The following is a 16,129-nucleotide window of genomic DNA, read 5'->3' as shown; positions in this document are numbered from 1 at the left end:
CTCTTAGAGATTATCAGCTTTGAGAGCGGAGAACAGACTTTGCCAATTCAGGGGGCGAGCGCTATTTTGTGCCTCTTTCACCTCAAAAGTGAGGTTACAGGCCTTAGGTTGCTCTAGAACCTGAAGACAAAGCTCAGCAATATCTTCTCGAGAGACTTTGCCCCGGATATTATCCCCTTGCTCGAAGCTCAAGGCTTGACCCCCGGCTTCTTCTGTTAGAGCACAGGGTCTAATAATTGTGTAGGGAATTCCACTTTCCCGCACAGCCTCTTCTCCCCGTAGCTTCCAAGTAAGAATGCCTCCGAGTTGGTCGTTCATCCTTACTGCTGGTGGCTCCTCGTCCAAATTAATTCCCGGACGTCCCGGACGAGTAACGCCAGCTGAACTAATCATTATAAACTGTGGCAGTGGAGAGCCGCCATAGCCTCCGATCCTATCGACCTGTAGGGTAAAACCACCAGGCTGGAAATTCGGGTTCAGTGCGCCGTCATACTCAAATTTACTCAGCATTAGCTGCAAGGCGTAGACTTGGTGGGGATCAAATGCTGGAGCATCTTTCAAGGTTTTAGCCCGAAAGACAGGAATCAAGTCATCAAAAGGGACATGAACATCAATCCAGTGGTCTTTTTCCGTGTCGAAGGAGTAGCAGTAGGAAATGCCATCCCATTTGGCTTCACTGCGGAGAATGAACTTATACCTTTGACCATCCCCTTTCAGTCTTAGTGCAATGCCTTCGTAGCCAGCCAAATTTAGTGGAGGGTCGAAATTGCGAGTGCGAACCGAGACAAAGCCGCCAGAGTTTGCCGTAGAGACATTACCAGTAAACAGGGCGGTGTGATCTCTCAGGCGGATAGAACTCTCACTAACGCCACCCATCACTACATCATCTACTGCTCCCCAGGTTTCTCTTAAGTCTTCTGTGGGGTTTTTGAAATCAAAGAGTAGTTTTTCGTCTGCCTTACCTAGATGCTTAGCGGCTGTTTGCGCTAGGTTCTTAATGCCCTGATAGTCTACAATTTCTGGACTATCTACAACTTCCGGCATGTAGAATTTGATGCCTTGATAGTATTTTTCCCGGTCAGCAGTATCGCCTTCTACAGGTTGCACTCGGACGCCAGTACAACAAACCACAGCAGAGACGCCTTCCATGAGTTCTGGCTTCAATGTCTCCGGGATGGTGATGTCTGCCTCGAATAGTTCTACCTTGTCACCTAGCATCTCTCGCCCTTTCTGGGCATCTCTAACTAAGGCACGTACCGGATAATCGTCTTTAATTAGACGCCGTACGACTCGCTTCCCGACGCCGCCGGTTGCCCCGGCTACGAGTATGACTCCCATTCTTTTGTCTCCACCCTGGGTTACTTGTTGATGATTCGTACTGCCCATCAAAAGTCGTTTTAGGCAACTAATGAAGGGGATAACCTCGAAATAGGTCAGAGTTTTTACGAATCTGCCGATGTCCCATTGAGAGCGATTTTTTTGTGTCATAATCGCGTCCTCACTATTTTCTCTAGTGTATAAACAGATTTGGTGTTATTTCAGTTGCCACAAGTTCCATGGGAATCCCATTGAAAAACTGCTAGCAGTAAGACAGTTACTCCGAAAACAACTCCAGTAGTTAGAAACTGCCAAGCACCCACAAAGGGCAAAGCCGCGATAGTGACTAGGTGGAATAGGCTAGAGAGGAGCAGAGTGCGCGATCGCATCCCTAGTCCAGTAAGCAAGTAACCTAAAGCAACCAAACTTAACCATAAAGGGCAAAGGTGCATTAACACCTCTCCCCAACCAAATAAAAGGCTTAAGTTGGTTAATACCAAGCCAAACAGCATCAAAAATAACCAACTACGCAGAATCCAACCCAGCCCATCTAGGTGAAGCCAAGAGGGGATCAAGGCAACCATGCCAACTGTACCAACAAGAGTAAGAACTGACCACCAAACGGCTTGAGTTAGCCAACTAATTGGTGCAAATTGAGCTGTAACGAAAATTAACGTTGATATGGCACCCCAAATTAAGCAAACTTGGTCGAGTCTGGTATAAAAGCTTGAAAATAGCGTAAAATCGCCAATTTGCCAGTGAAAACGCCAAAGCCCAGGGAGATCTGGAAGCTCAAAAGCATTTTGTTTTCTACATAAAAGGGGTGCATCTGGATTGAAAAAAGTCATCGAAACGTTGCTTAAATCAAGATAATTAACTGTTTTAATGCTTTATTTATAATGCTTATACCAGTAATTAGGGGAATACCTAGGGAGTCATTTTTCGCAGACAACACCTTGCTTCCCTTTCTTAAGAGCATTGAGCCGGCACGTCAGAAAATCTGTCTTGGGAGATACTCTTTTACTCAGATGTGGTTGTGGACAAGTTCAAACTAGCCAAGTGCCAATTGGCAGATGTTCTACCGAGGGAGGAACCTCGCTGATGCAACTTGACGGCAATAGGTTACCTTTTGTTAGTAGATCTGCTAATCAATCTTTAAGAAATCCTCTAAGCGAGGAAAAACTCTTCCTGTTAAACCCTAAACTTATCAAGGGCAGGCAACAGTCAACAGTCTGGAAAAGTTAAGTATTGTAGTGGATCTACCTGATAAAAGGTTTATACCGTTGAAGTATTAAACAGTAGAGGTAGGAAAAAATATATGTTACTTACACGTCAACAACTCAAAGCCAAAAAACGTCACGCTAGAAGGCTAGGACAATTACTTAGAGACGCCAGAATAGAGCTAGATCACAATCTAGGCGTTTTTGAAGACAACTGCATTGAAGATGGTTCTTGGGGCGTGGCTGACATTGCTTGTTCACAGGAGGCTCATTTATTGATTGGGGAAATCCTGACAATTGCCACTGAATGGGAGCAACTCAATCATTTTCAAATAGAGGAGAAGTTATCCGAAATTGAAAGGCAATTTTACCCTAACTGACTAGATAGCCTTTTGTCGGTAGTTGTCTTCGGCTGAAAATAGCTGCAATTGGTTAAGAGACTCTCGGCTTCTTCCAGACATCGGCTGGTAAAGCAAGCAATGCCGACTTCCGTTATTTATTATCTTTCAACCTTGTTAAGTATTGTTTAATTACCTATACTGAACAGTAACATAATGCAGTTAGCAATGACGACCACTGCAAAAACAAAAATGATTGCCATCATCAGAAAAATCCCGACATTTCTGCGACGGTCGAAAATTGTTAAATACTCTCCCCAGCAAAAATTATAAGGAGGGAAACAGTATTGCCAAACAAGTACAAGAGTTACTAAAGGGATTGGCAGTAAAAATAAATAAATAAATGGAACTATATTTAGTAGTTCTGTTTCAGATCTGATTTTTGCTTTTTCTATTAATAAAATTGCTTCTACTGGGTCAGTAATCTTACCATTTTTCCACTGAGATTCCAGAGAAATTAGCGGTTCTAGTAAGGTTTGATGACGTTCTTTGATCACCAAAAAACTCACTAGCATTGTGGCTACCGTAAATGTTATTGACAGAAGGATATAACGAAATTTATTGGTAATTAGCTGATTAAGAGCAAGCCTTTTAATCTTATTAATTCTTTCTTCTAGCTTAGAGGTGGTGACCGAGACCCAAGTTCTATCCTTAGCTATTATCCTGTATTCTATAGAGTTGGTCGCATTTTCTGCATCCGCATCCCGGAACTCCAGGAAAGTTTTGTAAGATGAGTAATTTTTCTTGTCAGCAACAGTAATTTTTAACCTTTTAATCGCTGTTGCTCCAATATTATCTAGTAGAAATAGCTCTTCTAGAGAATTTAGTTCTATTATCGAGCCATTTTTGACTTTTAATTCGTAGGTGATGTAGATAGTATCACTAACTGCCTGAGTCTGTTCTATGATTAAGTTATGAATTCTTTGTAACTCCTGCTCAGTCAAGACAAACCCATGACTAAAAGAGTTAGATACTTCAGTTTTCATGCTGCTTGTCGGTCATGAGCTTCAATTTCAAAGGTTAAACGCAGTTTTATCTTATTATTGTTCACGTATTAGAAAAGCTCAGAGTCTGACACTAATGCTTGAGTTTCAACCCCCTAGCTTTGGGCAAAAAGTAGTTAATACTTCTTTGGGAGCAATGGTGTATTATACCCCAGTCGCTCCACTGTGGACAGTAGACGCTGTCCTAGAGGAAGATCTTCCACCCCTCGTCTTTTTGCATAACTTTGGCGGTGGTGCTTCGGCTTATGAATGGTCAAAGGTATATCCAGCCTTCGCCACTAGTCACCGAGTCATCGCTCCTGATTTAATTGGCTGGGGAAAGTCGGCTCATCCTCCTCGGGATTACTCAGTTAATGACTATTTAACAATACTGGAAGAGTTTTTTATACAGGTAGCTGACTCCCCAGTAACTGTAGTAGCGTCTTCCCTCACGGGTGCTTTGATAATTCGTCTTGCTGTGAAGCATCCGGAATTATTCAAGGCATTATTGCTAGTTTGTCCTTCCGGTTTTGCTGACTTTGGACAGGATGCTGGTCGTAGATTACCGCTTAATGTAATTAGAATACCGTTTTTGAATAGCCTGATTTATACTTTGGGAGCGACTAACGAACTAGCGGTAGGTAATTTTTTAGTGCAGTTTCTTTTCGCCAAACCAGAACGGGTAACACCAGAAATGGTGGAAGCTTATTTAGCCTCAGCGCAACAGCCCAACGCAGAATATGCAGCGCTAGCTTTTTTAAGAGGTGACCTTTATTTTGATTTATCGCTGTATATTAAGCAATTGAAAGTACCGACGGTAGTATTTTGGGGAAAAGAAGCACAGTTTACTCGCCAAAGCTTAGGTGAGCGTTTAGCAAGTTTGAACCCGGAAACTATTAGAGGATTTGAAGCGATCGCAGATACAGGAATTTTGCCGCATTTGGAGCAGCCAGCAGTGGTAATTGGATTACTGGAGCGTTATTTGCGATTTTTGGCTGCTTAAGCTATTGCCGAAACGGCTAGCCTTATTGAGCTAGAGAGTTAGTCAATTTAATTTGCCTTAACTATCGTAGTCCTGACGACGCGTCCGTAACTGCATCTCTTCGATTAGCCTGCGGTTAGCTGCCATTAAATCGGCGATTAAACCAAACATCCACAACTGAAAGCCAATTAAAATCAAGATGGCAGTCAGAATTAAGCTAGGAATCCGAGTTCTTTCAGTACCGAATCCAAAATAAATTAGCCAGCGTAAACCCAATATTACCCCAAAACTAAAAGGCAGACTGCCCAACATCACAAAAAAGCGCAGGGGCTTGTAAAGCATGAAAATCCGTAAAATGGTCAAGAGCGATCGCACGACGTAGGAAGTGTTACTCCTGACAAGACGGGAAGGGCGTAAAACCGGATTGGTTCTAATTGGCACCGAGGTAACCGCCATGCCTTTTTGCCCTGCTTGGATGATGGTTTCTAAGGTGTAGGTGTAACTGTTGAAGACATTTAGCTGCATAGCAGCTTCGCGGCTAAAGGCGCGAAAACCACTGGGAGCATCGGGAATTTTCGTATTACTGGCAAGACGTACCACCCAACTACCCAGTTTTTGCAGCAGCTTTTTGCTGGGGGAAAAATGGCGAATTTCTCTGATTGGTCGAGCCCCAATGACAATTTCTGCTTGTCCTAAGAGAATTGGTTCTAGTAACAGAGGAATGTCGTCTGCGCAGTACTGATTATCAGCATCAGTGTTAACAATAATATCAGCACCAGCTTTGAGAGAAGCCTCTATACCGCTCATAAAGGCCCTGGCTAAACCTTGGTTAGTTGCCAAGCGCACTACGTGATCAACCCCGTAAGCTTTGGCTACTTCCACAGTGCGATCGCAGCTGCCATCATCGATGACTAACCACTCGATAATCTCAATACCGGGCAACTGGCGAGGCAACTCATCTAGGGTTACTCCTAGGGTACGTTCCTCGTTATAACAAGGAATTTGAATAATGAGTTTTGTCATCCGTAGATGCTGTGCAGATTGATTGACTACTATACATCAAATCAGTAACCTGCAACTTCCAACATCTTTGAGACAAAAATTAGCTACTTTCTTTTCTCCCTTATTCTTTATTTATCACCTGATTGTGCAACTCACCTTTGTACTGATTTTATGGTTCAAAACGTTGTGATTATTGGAGCCGGTCCAGCTGGACTGCTACTAGCACATTATTTATTGCGCCGAGGCAACTACCACATTGATATCTATGAGCGTCGTCCTGATCCTCGGTTAACCAGTCTTTTTAGTGGGAGAACCTTTCCTCTCTCGCTTCAGGAACGAGGGAGAAAAGCGCTTCGAGTAATTGTTGGTCTAGAGGAGGCAATCGCTGCTCAAAGTGTGTTCTGTCAGGGGACGATTATTTATCGAAAGCAAGGCAAAACCCGACGCGTTCCCCGCAAAATTCCGATTCTCACCCTTGATCGTAATCGCCTTGTCGCAATTCTGTTGGAGCAATTAACCAAAACCTATAGTCCTAATCAGGTCAAGGTAAATTTTAACTGCGAATGTATTCAGGTGGATGGGACGGCTAAAACTGTGACCTTAAAACCGGAAGGGAAAGACAGCTTTACTGCTCACTACCAACTATTAGTGGGTGCCGATGGTGCACGGTCAAGTATTAGAGAGTATTTAGTTAAGAATACAGGCTTGCCGTGTTCCCAACAGTATGTTCCAGATTCATATAAGTCGGTATTTTTAAGTCGGTGCAATCTGAGTGCGGGAGTGGAGTTAGAAGCGAATAAAATCCATGCCTGGAGTTTGAATAATAACATCCGGACATTGATGGTGCCCCAACCAGGAAACCAGTTGAATGGAGTAATTCTTTTTAAGGATCAGAATAACCCCCTAGAAGGATTATCAACAAAAGAAGAAGTCAAGGCATTTTTTCAGGAAAATTTCCCGACTTTTGGTCAGTTGATGTCGCTAGAGGAAGCAGAGACGTTACTAAAGCGTCCGGTGGCAAGGGTGTTAACGGTACGCTGCGATCGCTTTCATGAGGGGGATAGTGTGTTGCTGATTGGCGATGCGGCTCATGCGGTATCTCCCTCCATTGGTCAGGGGTGTAATTCTTCGTTAGAGGATGTGCTGATTTTGGGGCAGTTGTTAGAGCAGTATGGAGATGATTGGGGTCGGGTTTTGCCTAAGTTTTCCGAGCAACGAGTTCCAGATGCCCATGCCCTGCAGGAATTATCTGATTATACATTCCCTCGCCAGAAGTTGTTGTTAGTTGAGTTTTTCTTCCGATTGAAGGTGAGAAGGCTATTGCATCAATGGTTTACCTCTTGGGTTGATCCCTTCGTGTTTGATTTAGTAATAGATACGGACTTGCCTTATTCCCAGGTGTTAGATCTTCATCAAGGTTGGATTAATAAAGTTAAGCGCTCAATCAATGAGAATTAGTCAACAACTTTTTTGGATTACACGCCTTGGGCAATAATCTTGAAAGCTCTGTTTTACAAAGCTTTCAAGATTGAGCACTCTCAACTTCTAGTTCCCTAAAACCCAGAACTTTGTACCTTGTTCAATTAAGAACTGCGATAGCTCTTCCCTCTGAGTGCGATGGGGAACACCTGGTAGGTTTAATTATTAGTTACCTCCTATGTTCAACAGATTGAAGATACTGAAGAAGGAACCAACGGGACTGAGAATTGTATTTAAAGTATCCGAGATACGGGCAAGACCAGAGCGACCGACAACCAACACGTCATTAGGACGCAGGGGAGGATTAGTTTCGTCGTTGATGGGCGCTGTAAAATCTATCTGTATTTCCCGTTTTTGCACCGTACCATCGGGTTGTAGACGAACCAAATATACTGCTTTTTTGCGGGCGCGACGATTATCAAATCCTCCAGCAGATAGAAGGGCTTGGTTCATCGGGGTGTTGGCTGGAACTTCAACAACACCAGGATTATTGACTTCTCCCACTACATTAACTCTAATGATTGCTGCCGAAAAACTGGCTGAGGCTAATTCAGTCGCTTCAGCAGAAGTTAGTGAGCTTGCCGTGGGGACAATAATTGTATCGCCTGCTTGCAAGATTAAATCTTGAGAAAGGTCGCCTGCTTGTAAAAGTCTCCAGAGGTCTATCTCAATGTCTTGCTGTAAGCCGCTTCTAGTCTTGCGTTGTACCTTAACCTGGCGAATATCTGCCAACTGGGTAATACCACCAGCTACTTGGATTGCTTGTGTCACCGTTGGCGGATTGCGGTCTCTGCCAGTGCCGCCGCCACCAATTTGGTCAGCATTAGCGGCACTAGAAGTAGCGCCTGCCACTGTATAAGGCCCTGGACGAACTACTTCCCCTACCACGGCAACCTTGATAGCCTGGGCTTCATCTGCCGCAAAGCTGGCATCCGCCAGTTGACGACTCTCATTAAGGTCTACATTGGCTAAGGTGGGGATAAAAATTTCGTCTCCATCCCTCAAATTAACGTCCTGGTTGAGGTTCCCGTTTTGTATTAAATCCCAAAGATTGATGTTGTAAACAACCCCATTTCTCTGTAGTTGGACGTCCCGGAGTGCTGCTGCTTGGGTATGACCTCCGGCTAACTTGATAACTTCAGTAATGGTAGGAAATTTTTGACCTTCACTCAATGGCAGACTATAGGCACCTGGACGAGATACTTCTCCCGCTACCGAAAATTTTAGGGGACGAGGTGTTAAAAGACTCAGGTTAATTAGCGGGCGTTTCAGAATACTAGAGTAACGATTAGCAAGGATTTGACTAGCTCCTTCCAGGGTTAATCCTTGTACCGATACACTGCCAACAACTGGCAAGTTGAGGGTGCCATTGGGCAGTACTTGAAATTCACCACTGTACTCAGGTACATTAAAAACATCGACTCGCAGACGATCACCAGAACCTAAGGTGTAGGCTGATTCTGATGGCAGAGAGGTTGCTCTGCTAGGGGCTACAGGTGAAAAGCCAGGTAGTTGTGCCTGAGCAGGGGTAAGGGTCGTAAAGCTTAATAAAGCCAGCAGAGTTAAACCTGCTATCGGCTGAGTTAGACGTCTTTGAGAACTATTACTTTGACTTAAAATATCAAGTCTTTGCTTTCCTGGCAATTTACGATGATGGATGTAGTTTGAATAATTTCTTTTTGTACTCACGTTAACAGTATTCCTTACAGACATATTGACTCTTACTACTTAGAACCACGCTATTTTTTGGAGAAAATCCGGAAAATTATTGGTCGTAGAAACTTCGCTGTACGAGAGAAGAATAAAGGTTTACCTGCTGTAAACTAATCGGTGACTGGCAGGAGAACGACAAAATTTATTAATAACACTCACACACTCTTGAATTTGTCAATATTTTAGACCTTGGTTTCTCTTGATGACTATACCGAGTTGATTGATAAAAAGAGAGCAATTTTGTGGGACATGGAGTCTGTATATAACTCATCAATGCTTTCCTCGGCTTTGTCATCAAGCTTAGTTTGTTACTTACCGCTTTCCAGGAGATACAACCCTAATTGGCACGACCAATTTTGCCGAATATTCAACAGTGGGTTACATTCGTCTACATAACCTTTTGGGATATTTACCCTTTATAGCCTAGGGACGCTGGCATTTAGGAATTTGTTTCATTGAGCCTTCGCCGCTTCCTGATCGACCTTGATAAGGCAAAATTAACTTGTTAAGGCATTGGAGCAGTATTTTATGACAGTTTCTCCTCACATCCTACTTCATGAGCAATCTCTGTCTTTAAATAATGAAAAGCTCGCTCAAGTTCTCACTGGTATTGATAATCTGCTGATAATCCAGGATCTAGACGGAGTCTGTATGGGATTGGTGAAAGACCCTCTAACGCGGGTCATAGAAGTAGAGTATGTGAAGGCGACTCAATTCTTCAACGGTCACTTTTACGTCCTTACCAACGGAGAACACATCGGTCAGAGAGGCGTAAAGAGTATTATTGAAAGAGCTTTTGGTGATCCTGCTGAAGTCAAAGATAAAGGTCTTTATTTACCAGGACTCGCCGCTGGTGGCGTACAATGGCAAGACCGTTACGGAAATGTCTCTCACCCCGGCGTCAGCGAGCAAGAGTTAGCCTTTTTAGCCGAAGTTCCGCAGCGCACGAGAACACGACTAGAAAGCTTTTTCGAGCAGTATGAAGGATTACTAGCAGCTAGCGAGCTAGAAGAATGTATTCAAGCTTCTGTGCTTGATAACAAGGTGTCGCCCACAGCTAATCTTAATACTTTTCATGAAAAACTCGGTGAGCGCACTGATATTTACATTGCCTTGCAGAGAGAAATGAAAAATTTGATGGATGAACTGCTACAAGAGGCAGAAGTAAAAGGTTTAGGTAATTCCTTTTTTGTACATTATGCGCCTAATTTGGGCAGAGACGCGCAAGGTCAAGAAATTGTCTGGCCAGCCAAAGAGAAAGACTCAGGAACTACAGATTTTCAATTCATGATTCAAGGCGCGATCAAAGAAGCAGGTGTTCTGGTCATTTTAAATAGTTACTATTTCCAAAGGACAGGTAAATATCCTTTAGGAGAAGGGTTTAATGTCCGACAAGCTCCCAAAAATCATGCTGATTTACTGAATTTAGTCAAAGCCAATTTTGACCCAGCAGAGATGCCTTTAATGGTTGGTGTTGGTGATACAGTAACCAGTAAAGTTGAAGAAGAAAATGGTCAAACTGAGATACGTCGTGGAGGCAGTGACCGGAATTTTCTGCAATTAATTCAAGATATTGGCCGAGAGTTTGATAAGGGAAATATCATTGTGTACGTTGATAGTAGTCAAGGAGAAGTTAAAAATCGTAAACCTCTAAAAATTGGCAATGTAGTTGTTAATGATGCTGGAACTCCTCGGCAAGAGTTAGTAGTTTTAGAAGGACCTGGCGATGCCCGAGATCTTGAGGATCCTTTAACTTTAAATGTTGTTTTTCCCGAAGGACACAAACAATATGCTCAATGTTTTCAAAAGGCAGCGCGGTCAAGACAAGCAAGTGATGGAACGAAATAGTCAAGTTAATATAGTTCCCAAATGAACTGCTAGAACTGCACATTTGATCTGTAGTCTATCTGGGGTTGATTTTTTTCGTGCATCCTTAGCAAAGACGCTAAAAAGTGACTACTAGACTTACGTAATTATCTGTTTTTACCTTGTAGCCACTACTTGTATTCGCTAACTTAGTAAGGCAACAGCAGTGATAAAACAAGTAAGTTTAATAGCACTTTACGGCAAAAAATCCTTAGCATTAGCTAATCTAATTATTCAATGCCAGGAGATGATTGCGGCCATTCCTGGCGTTGAATTCATGCCCTACAATCTGTCACAAATTCACGCTACTTTTGTGGGACTTGAGAAAGTAATAGGGACGCCCCTGAATAACTTAAACCTTAATAGATATCAAAATCGCTCTGAGAAGATGGATATCTACGGTTTTCTTAGTTTCCTCGGAACCTCGGATTACCTACCATTACAGGTACAGTTGGGTGGGTTTGAGGATAGTGATTACCCCTTTACTAGTCGCCAACAAAAGCCCTTTGATCGTTCGTTTGCTATTCAGGGAGACAAGGCTGTACTTATGGGATGGCCAGTAGCAGCACAGTTTGGTTCACTGCCAATTGCTACCAACTTAGATTTACTTAAGGAAACTCCCATTTATCCTAATATCCTAGACCAGTTGCGGAAGGCTAGTCAGAGTTTTAATATTCTTCATACCTATCATCGAACACCAACAGATATAGATAATGATTTTTATTTCCGTATTGGATTAATTAACCCGGAAACTCTGCATCCTTCTTCAAAGCTGAGTCTGGAGAACAGCATTAAAGAGTTTCTCAGTAACAGAGTACCTTTGCTAATTAATATTAGACTTACCGATTTGTTTTTAGCTGCTTATGATCATGAAACATTGCCCTTAAATTCCACAAAAATTTGGTCTTTGCAGGATAAGCAACTGACTCAAGAATTTATCGAAAACCTTTATAATTAGAAGCAGTTATTCAAAAATATCAAGTTGCTCAATAGATGTTTTCGTAGTATTAGTATTTGAGTTTGGCTGCTTTTTCTGAATCCCCTGGCGCAGTCCCAAGGCAATTTTACTGTGCTTTTCAATTTGTCCCATTACTTGTTTAGCCCGGTCAATCACTACTTTGGGTAAACCTGCCAAACGCCCTGCTTCAATACCATAAGAACGGTCAGCACCTCCTGGCTGCACTTGGTGTAAAAAGACAATTCGTTCTGGTAATTCCTTTACAGTTACCTGATAATTAGCCACATTTGTCAAAATAGAAGCTAACTCGTTGAGTTCGTGGTAATGAGTTGCAAAAATAGTTCTTGCCTCAATTTCTGCTGCTAGATATTCTGCTACTGCCCAAGCAATTGATAAGCCATCAAAAGTTGCTGTTCCTCTACCAATTTCATCTAACAAAACCAGAGAATTAGCTGTGGCATGGTTAAGAATATTCGCAGTCTCATTCATTTCTACCATAAAGGTAGATTGACCTGTTGCTAAGTCATCAACAGCACCAACTCGCGTAAAAATGCGATCGCATATTCCTAAAGTTGCCGAGGATGCTGGGACAAAACTGCCAGTTTGCGCCATTAATTGAATCAAACCTACTTGCCGCAAATAACAACTTTTACCACTAGCATTCGGCCCTGTCAAAATAATTAAGTCTGGGCGATGATCAGAGGCTATTTGGCTTGAAGTTTGTTCACCAATCTTGGTCTCAAAAGGTAGGTTATCTTCGGAATCCGTAATTTTTGACTCTTCTTGACCCAAGTAAGCGGAATTCGGTACAAATAAGCCCGCTGGTAAAGACTGCTCAACTACTGGATGACGCCCCTCTATAATAGTAATTTCCCGATTCTCAACTACTTGAGGACGACAGTAATCCTGATATACAGCCACCTCGGCTAGACCACAAAGCACATCAATGGCTGCCACCGCACGGGACACTTGGCGAATTAGTTGCGCCTGTTCTCCTACTTGATTTCTGAGACCAGAAAAAATCTCGTATTCTAGGCGGTTTAAGTCATCCCTGGCGGTGAGAATCCTAGTTTCCCTCTCCTTTAATTCTGGGGTAATGTAGCGCTCTTCATTGGTTAAAGTTTGCTTGCGGATGTAATGGTCAGGTACTTGGTCTGCTTTAGTTCGGGAGATGCTGATGTAATATCCAAAAGTTTTGTTATAACCTACCTTGAGTGCGCTAATGCCAGTGCGTTCTCTTTCAGTAACTTCTAAATTGGCAATCCATTGCTGGTCAGCCTCCGCATTAGCACGCATTTTATCCAGTTCAGGACTAATCCCCAATCTAATTAAATTACCTTCCGTGAGATGCAAAGGTGGTGCTTCTAGTAGATGGGCGGACAGTTTTTGCCCTAACTGTTCTAGTTTTTGAGGCACAGTTTGTAATGCTTTAAGGTAGGGAGAAGAACCATAGGCTGCTAACTCAGCCAGTTCTGGCAATTTCAGCAAAGAATCCGCTAGCGCCACTAAGTCCCGCGCATTAGCAGTACCCGAACCAGCACGACCCGTCAGTCGGTCTAGGTCATAGATACCGCGTAATAACTGCCGTAAGTCTTGGCGCAGTCCGCTATTTTCTACCAATTCCTGAATTGTATCGTGCCGTGCTCGAATGCCTTTAATATCTAACAGTGGTTGCAACAACCAACGGCGTAATGCCCTACCGCCCATTGCAGTACTAGTTCGATCGATTGCCCAGAGTAGGGAACCATGAAAAGTATTATCCCTGACGGTGGCAGTAATTTCTAGATTGCGGCGGCTTTGGTGGTCGATGATCAGGAAGTCGGCAATAGTGTAGGTGCGTAAAGTCCCCAGGGCGACATAATTTTCTTTTTGGGTATCTTCTAAATACTCCAACAAGCCACCAGCAGCGCGGACGCCAAGGGGAAGATGTTCACAACCCATTCCTTCAAGCGATCGCACTTTAAACCTTTCTAACAGACGTTGTCGTGCTTCCGCTTGACTGAAGGGTTTTTGGGGGCGCAAGGCATAGCAAAATGCTTTTGGCAAATATTCAGGCAAGTACTCCGATGTCTCTCCTGGACGCAGCATACTACCTAAATCAGGAGCATTGGTGGGAACCAAGACTTCCGAAGGTTGTAGGCGCATTAGTTCCTGTACTAGCAGTTCTAAATCCGTGGCTTGAGTGGTCAGAAATTCCCCTGTAGAAATGTCTGAATAAGCTAAACCCCAATGATTTCCGGCAATTACTAATGCTGCTAAGAAATTGTTGCGGCGGGCATTCAGCATTCCCTCTTCTAATAGGGTGCCTGGGGTGAGAATGCGTGTTACTTCACGACGCACTTGACGCCCTTCTTTGGCTGCAATTGAGGCATCTTCTACTTGATCGCAAATTACGATCGCAAAGCCTTTTTGCACCAACATTGCGCAGTAGCGTTCTAAGGCATGGTGAGGAACCCCTGTCATCGGTACTCGACCAACTCCCTTGCCAGCTTCTTTGCTGGTTAAGACTAGTTCTAGTTCTTCGGACAACCTCCTGGCATCCTGAAAGAAGGTCTCGTAAAAGTCTCCCACTCGATACAGTAACATTGCCTGGGGATACTGGTCTTTGAGCTGGGCAAAATGCTGCATCATTGGTGTGAGCTTTTGACGATCTACCGTCCGATGGTCAGCATTTTCGGCAGCGACGCGCTTTGCCGCTTCTGTAGCACGAGTTGGCTTGGCACCGTTAGCTTCATCAGAAGTAGATGCTTCGAGGTATCCGCTCATGGATGGTTAGTAGATATGCCGCCTGTTCTTAACGACTCTATCCTAAGACAGGGGTGATAGTCATTATCTTCTTTGAGTAAACTTCTCCGGTCTTAAAGACACGGAGCTTTCAATAGCCCTGAAGAGTCCCAACTGAGTTCACAGCTAAGAATCTTCGAGCCTTCAGGCTGCGTTACGGACAGCCCCACGAGACGAATCATTTCAGAACCATTTACATCGGCATCTCCATGCCAGTTACAGCCCTTGTTGGTACACCCAAACCGCTTTCCAGACCTCAAGCCAATACGCAGGCATTGATGGCAGGTTTGGCTTGTGTATCGAGGAGAGACGGCGACTACTTCAACACCAGACTGAATACCCTTGTATTCAAGAAACTGTCGAAGTTGATAAAATGCCCACGAATTGGAGCGTCTACGCTCTGTTTTACTGCGAGGTTGCTGATTGCTTCTGTTTCGGATGCCAGTCAAATCCTCAATAGCAACAAGGCTACCAGACTTCAGGGCATCCCGAATGATTGCTCGACTAATTGTGTGGTTCAACCAAGTTTGATATCTCCTCTCACGTCCCGACAGCCGTTTCCAGATATTTCTAACTCGTCTTCGAGTCGTTCTTGTGCCTTTCGTTGGCGAAGCGTCTCGTTTACGAGAGACTTTTGCTTGGAGAGAAGCTCTGACATTAGAAAACTTATCTCTGGCTTTGGTTATTCCAGTTCCATCCCATTTGTCCCCATTGCTGGTTACAGCGACATCACGCCGCCCAAAGTCAACACCAATAACGTTTTGGGTTTTAACAGGATTGGGTGCATCATCCTTGATCTGAATGTGGATGTAGTATTTGCCGTCACGGTGTTTGCACAACTGGGCAGATGTTGGTGTTCTACCTTTGAGCTTTCCTCTCTGGTAGTTTCCGGCATCAATCCTGATGTGTTCCCGACCATTGAGGAGTGTCAAGCTAACCGCCCAATCTTTTTCCCTAAACGAGAAAATCCTAGCGTCATAATCAGCACTGGTAGGCTTAAATTCTTTAACAGGTCTACCTTTGAGCTTTGCTGTTTTTCGGTTAGCTCCAACTCTGGCACACACTCTGACGGCTTGATTGGCACTCAGTCCAAACTGCTCTCGCAGGGATTGATACACCAAGTTTTGGATAGTTGTCTTACTGGTTATCGATGTTTTAACGTTCTGATTTGCATAGTTGCAGCCCTCAGCAAAAGCTTTGAGCAGTTCTTCTATTTTGAGGACTTGCTCAGGACTTGGTTGAAGCTGGCAAACTATAGTCAGAAATTGTTTCAAATCAGTAAAACCTCACATGTGAGCAACACTTATATCACAGTGGAAACCATGGAAATACAAGCAGACTGTAGGCGGTTAAAACCGCTACCGACGCTCGAAGACTCGCTACCGCTTCGCTATCGCTTTCCTCTCCGCTTTAAAAAGACGGAGCTT

General features: G+C 43.6%; 12 protein-coding genes. 5 read left to right on the top strand and 7 right to left on the bottom strand.

The genetic code is table 11. The features are described from left to right. Positions 1 to 3: 3 nt before the first annotated feature. Positions 4 to 1,488, bottom strand: coding sequence for a CIA30 family protein (locus ACT7WV_RS08860; RefSeq protein WP_445102557.1), 1,485 nt, complete (start codon positions 1,486 to 1,488; stop codon positions 4 to 6). Positions 1,489 to 1,538: 50 nt separating this feature from the next. Beyond that, positions 1,539 to 2,165 carry a hypothetical protein gene (locus ACT7WV_RS08855; RefSeq protein WP_445102556.1) on the bottom strand — a complete coding sequence of 209 codons (627 nt, stop codon included), beginning with the start codon at positions 2,163 to 2,165 and terminating at the stop codon, positions 1,539 to 1,541. A 470-nt stretch (positions 2,166 to 2,635) separates the two neighbouring features. Here ACT7WV_RS08855 and ACT7WV_RS08850 point away from each other — a divergent pair, with 470 nt between their 5' ends. Beyond that, positions 2,636 to 2,917: a hypothetical protein gene (locus ACT7WV_RS08850; protein ID WP_445102555.1), complete on the top strand. Its 282-nt coding sequence runs from the start codon at positions 2,636 to 2,638 to the stop codon at positions 2,915 to 2,917. Positions 2,918 to 3,063: 146 nt separating this feature from the next. Here the strand turns inward: ACT7WV_RS08850 and ACT7WV_RS08845 are convergent, their stop codons facing one another. After that, positions 3,064 to 3,921 (bottom strand): hypothetical protein, encoded by an 858-nt coding sequence (locus ACT7WV_RS08845; RefSeq protein WP_445102554.1) that lies wholly within the window; start codon positions 3,919 to 3,921, stop codon positions 3,064 to 3,066. A 94-nt stretch (positions 3,922 to 4,015) separates the two neighbouring features. Between ACT7WV_RS08845 and ACT7WV_RS08840 the strand changes: the two genes are divergently transcribed. Continuing rightward, the gene (locus tag ACT7WV_RS08840; protein WP_445102553.1) at positions 4,016 to 4,921 is read left to right on the top strand and encodes an alpha/beta fold hydrolase; all 906 of its coding nucleotides are present in this window, start codon (positions 4,016 to 4,018) and stop codon (positions 4,919 to 4,921) included. 57 nt (positions 4,922 to 4,978) lie between these two features. On the opposite strand, the gene ACT7WV_RS08835 is transcribed toward ACT7WV_RS08840, so the two are convergent. Beyond that, positions 4,979 to 5,923, bottom strand: coding sequence for a glycosyltransferase family 2 protein (locus tag ACT7WV_RS08835; RefSeq protein ID WP_445102552.1), 945 nt, complete (start codon positions 5,921 to 5,923; stop codon positions 4,979 to 4,981). 150 nt (positions 5,924 to 6,073) lie between these two features. Between ACT7WV_RS08835 and ACT7WV_RS08830 the strand changes: the two genes are divergently transcribed. Then, the gene (locus tag ACT7WV_RS08830) at positions 6,074 to 7,360 is read left to right on the top strand and encodes an FAD-dependent oxidoreductase (protein ID WP_445102551.1); all 1,287 of its coding nucleotides are present in this window, start codon (positions 6,074 to 6,076) and stop codon (positions 7,358 to 7,360) included. A gap of 186 nt (positions 7,361 to 7,546) precedes the next feature. On the opposite strand, the gene ACT7WV_RS08825 is transcribed toward ACT7WV_RS08830, so the two are convergent. After that, the gene (locus tag ACT7WV_RS08825) at positions 7,547 to 9,070 is read right to left on the bottom strand and encodes a polysaccharide biosynthesis/export family protein (RefSeq protein WP_445102550.1); all 1,524 of its coding nucleotides are present in this window, start codon (positions 9,068 to 9,070) and stop codon (positions 7,547 to 7,549) included. A 552-nt stretch (positions 9,071 to 9,622) separates the two neighbouring features. Between ACT7WV_RS08825 and stpA the strand changes: the two genes are divergently transcribed. Both stpA and ACT7WV_RS08815 read left to right on the top strand, forming a co-directional pair. Then, positions 9,623 to 10,942 (top strand): glucosylglycerol 3-phosphatase, encoded by a 1,320-nt coding sequence (gene stpA / locus ACT7WV_RS08820; protein ID WP_445102549.1) that lies wholly within the window; start codon positions 9,623 to 9,625, stop codon positions 10,940 to 10,942. Between the two features lie 184 nt (positions 10,943 to 11,126). Beyond that, on the top strand, positions 11,127 to 11,918 hold the full coding sequence (locus tag ACT7WV_RS08815; RefSeq protein WP_445102548.1) for a hypothetical protein: 792 nt from the start codon (positions 11,127 to 11,129) through the stop codon (positions 11,916 to 11,918). Positions 11,919 to 11,924: 6 nt separating this feature from the next. Here the strand turns inward: ACT7WV_RS08815 and mutS are convergent, their stop codons facing one another. Beyond that, positions 11,925 to 14,684: a DNA mismatch repair protein MutS gene (gene mutS, locus ACT7WV_RS08810; RefSeq protein WP_463424156.1), complete on the bottom strand. Its 2,760-nt coding sequence runs from the start codon at positions 14,682 to 14,684 to the stop codon at positions 11,925 to 11,927. A 92-nt stretch (positions 14,685 to 14,776) separates the two neighbouring features. Beyond that, positions 14,777 to 15,976 carry an RNA-guided endonuclease InsQ/TnpB family protein gene (locus ACT7WV_RS08805; protein ID WP_445102547.1) on the bottom strand — a complete coding sequence of 400 codons (1,200 nt, stop codon included), beginning with the start codon at positions 15,974 to 15,976 and terminating at the stop codon, positions 14,777 to 14,779. Between the last annotated feature and the right edge of the window lie 153 nt (positions 15,977 to 16,129).

This window comes from Symploca atlantica LB2515, from assembly GCF_052546295.1.
This window is presented reverse-complemented; position numbering and strand designations above follow the sequence as displayed.